At 35.8% G+C, this 3,001-nt stretch carries 3 protein-coding genes; 2 read left to right on the top strand and 1 reads right to left on the bottom strand.

Going from position 1 to position 3,001, the window contains the following annotated elements; translation table 11 throughout:
* A partial coding sequence (locus Q0410_RS00590) for an HRDC domain-containing protein (protein WP_299031642.1) occupies positions 1 to 427 on the top strand: 427 nt, incomplete at its 5' end.
* A 61-nt stretch (positions 428 to 488) separates the two neighbouring features.
* Here the strand turns inward: Q0410_RS00590 and asnA are convergent.
* Positions 489 to 1,496 (bottom strand): aspartate--ammonia ligase, encoded by a 1,008-nt coding sequence (asnA, locus tag Q0410_RS00585; RefSeq protein WP_299031638.1) that lies wholly within the window; start codon positions 1,494 to 1,496, stop codon positions 489 to 491.
* A 294-nt stretch (positions 1,497 to 1,790) separates the two neighbouring features.
* Between asnA and Q0410_RS00580 the strand changes: the two genes are divergently transcribed.
* A partial coding sequence (locus Q0410_RS00580; RefSeq protein ID WP_299031635.1) for a uracil-xanthine permease family protein occupies positions 1,791 to 3,001 on the top strand: 1,211 nt, incomplete at its 3' end.

The following is a 3,001-nucleotide window of genomic DNA, read 5'->3' as shown; positions in this document are numbered from 1 at the left end:
AAATGCAAAGGAGATTAAGGATTTGATAGGGGTCCTAGTGGCAGATGGTTATATCAAGGTAGTAGGTCTTGATTATCCAGTTCTAGCCCTTACGGAAAAGTCCAAGGATATTTTATTTTCTAAGGTAAAGTTTTTTGCAAGAAGGGTAGAGTATGATACTAACAAAAAATATCCTAGAAAAGAAATTACATCTGATGTGGACCAAGACCTCTTTGAAAGACTAAGAAAAGTAAGGTTGAATTTATCAAAACTTAGAAAAGTCCCACCCTTTATAATCTTCTCCGACCAATCACTGAGGGACATGGCTGTAAATAAGCCAAAAAATGAAGAAGACTTCTTAAAAATAAAGGGAGTAGGAGAGAAAAAACTTATCCAATACGGAGATATTTTTATAGCTGAGATAAAAGAATATCTGAGAGATAAGTAAAAAAGTTTATAAGTTATGAAAATTTATAAAAAAAGGCGAGGAAATTTCCTCGCTCTTGTTTTTATAATAATTGGATGCCCTTGTTGGCAAGGGTTCTTCTTTGGTCATCTGGCCAGTAGGATACTTGGACTTCGCCTATATGAGCTTTTTGTAAAAAGAACATACATAGTCTTGATTGGCCTATACCTCCACCTATAGTTTGTGGAAGCTTATCATCAAGTAGCATCCTATGGTAGTCGTATTTTAGTCTATCAAGGTTGCCTGATTGTTTTAATTGTTCATTTAGCCTAAAACTATCAACCCTAATACCCATAGATGAAAGCTCTAGAGCATCATCAAGGACTGGGTTATAGACGATTATATCGCCATTTAGTAACCAGTCATCATAGTCTGGAGCACGGTTATCGTGCTTGTCACCATTAGAAAGGATGGTTCCTATTTGAGATAAAAAGATTGCTCCATATTCTTTGGCTGCTAATCTTTCCCTTTCCTTGGCTGTCTTATTTGGATATTTTTGTAAAAGTTCTTCGCTAGTGATAAACCTGATTTGATCTTTTAAAAGCTTGGATCTGGTAGGAATAAGGGTACAGAGGTATTCATCTAGACTTTTCATGGTCCTATAAATGGTATCTACTACTCTTTTTAGGTAAGCTTCTGTTCTATCTTTCTTATCTATAATAAGTTCCCAATCCCATTGATCAACGTAAAAAGAATGAGTATTGTCAGGTTCTTCACTTGCCCTAATGGCATTCATGTCAGTATATAGGCCTTCATGGCTCTTAAATTTGTATTCCATAAGGGCAAATCTTTTCCACTTAGCAAGGGAGTGAACTATCTCCATTTGTTCATTATCAGCTTCAGCTAGCTTAAAAGAAACAGGTTTTTCTACTCCATTTAGGTTATCATTAAGTCCTGACTTACTTGATACAAAAAGAGGGGCAGATACTCTTTTTAAGTTTAGGTTATTGGCTAGGTTAATTTGAAAATAATCTTTTATTTCTTTTATTAAAACTTGGGTCCTATAAAGGTCCTCGTTTGATTTATAATCTTCTGGTATTACTAATTTCATTAACTAATCTCCATCTTCTAATTTTCGCTACTATTCTTCTATTTTACTTCTTTTATGAGAAAATAAAAACTTAAGAACTTATAGGTGATTTTAAAATATACCATAAAACAAGCTGGTAAAAATCACTTGACTTAAGCATTTTTAAATGTATAACTTATCTTGAAGTGGTGTAAAATAAATTTTACATTTATTCTTATTTATTTAAGCCATTTCAAAAACAGAACTAGGGTAAATGAATATTCTTGTCACCAGGAGGTGGCTTTTTCTTTATCCAAATAAAAAATAGGAGAGATAATGGAAAGTAAATTTAAAGAATTGTTTCAATTTGAAGGGGATGTTCCTTTTAAAGAATCCTTCCCCCTAGCCCTCCAACACGTAATCGCTATGATTGCAGGTTGTGTAGCTCCAGCCTTGATTTTTGCAGATGCAGCAGGCCTTAGCCATGCGGATAGCATAATAATTGTACAAATGGCCCTAATTGGTTCAGCCCTTACATCATTTTTGATGCTTTATCCAATAGGTATTCTAGGTAGTAGGCTTCCTGTGATATATGGTGTATCCTTTGCATATTTACCAACAATGATTGCCCTTTGTGGTCAATTTGAATCAGCAGGTCCTGCAGGAATTGTAGCAGTAGTTTTAGGTAGTCAGCTTATAGGAGCTCTTGTTTCAGTAGTGTTTGGTCTTGCTCTTAAGTACATAACACCATTTTTCCCACCACTTGTATCAGGAACAGTAGTTTTGGCGATAGGCCTTACCCTTTATCCTGTTGCTCTTACAAATATGGGTGGAGCAGGATCAGTTACTGCCCCAGGATGGGGAGCCCCACAGTACTGGCTAATAGGTATAATTACCCTTGTAGTAAATGTTGGTCTTAACCACTTTGGCAAGGGAATTACCAAGCTTGCTTCAGTATTGTTTGCCATGGTTGTAGGTTATATTGTAGCGTTTTTCTTTGATATGGTTGACCTATCACCAGTTAGAGAAGCAGGTTGGTTATCAGTTGCAGCTCCACTTCACTTTGGGCTTAAGTTTGACGTGTCAGCTATTATTTCCTTTATAATAATTTTTATGGTTACTTGTATAGAAGGAATTGGAGATATGTCATCAACAACCATTGGTGGAATGGACAGGGTGCCTACATCAGATGAGCTTAGGGGTGGTATAGTTGGTTTTGGTGTGGCAAATGTTATAGGTTCCTTTATAGGATGCCTACCAACAGCTACATTTTCACAAAATGCTGGTATTATTTCTGTAAATAAGGTTATAAATAGAAAGGTATTTTTCCAAGCTGGCTTAATTATTTTAGTAGCAGGCTTTATGCCAAAGATATCTTCTCTTTTAACAACCATCCCAGCTCCAGTAGTAGGTGGCGCAACTCTTTCAGTATTTGCAGCTATCACTATGAATGGGATTAGGATGATAACAGAACAACCCCTTACAGTTAGAAATACTTCTATAGTAGGAATTGCTATTGCAATAGGTTTTGGTTTTACAACCATAGT

The organism is uncultured Anaerococcus sp., assembly GCF_937934665.1.
Taxonomy (GTDB): Bacteria; Bacillota; Clostridia; order Tissierellales; family Peptoniphilaceae; genus Anaerococcus.
Note: the sequence above shows the minus strand (reverse complement) of the source record. Positions and strands in the feature narration are given on the sequence as shown.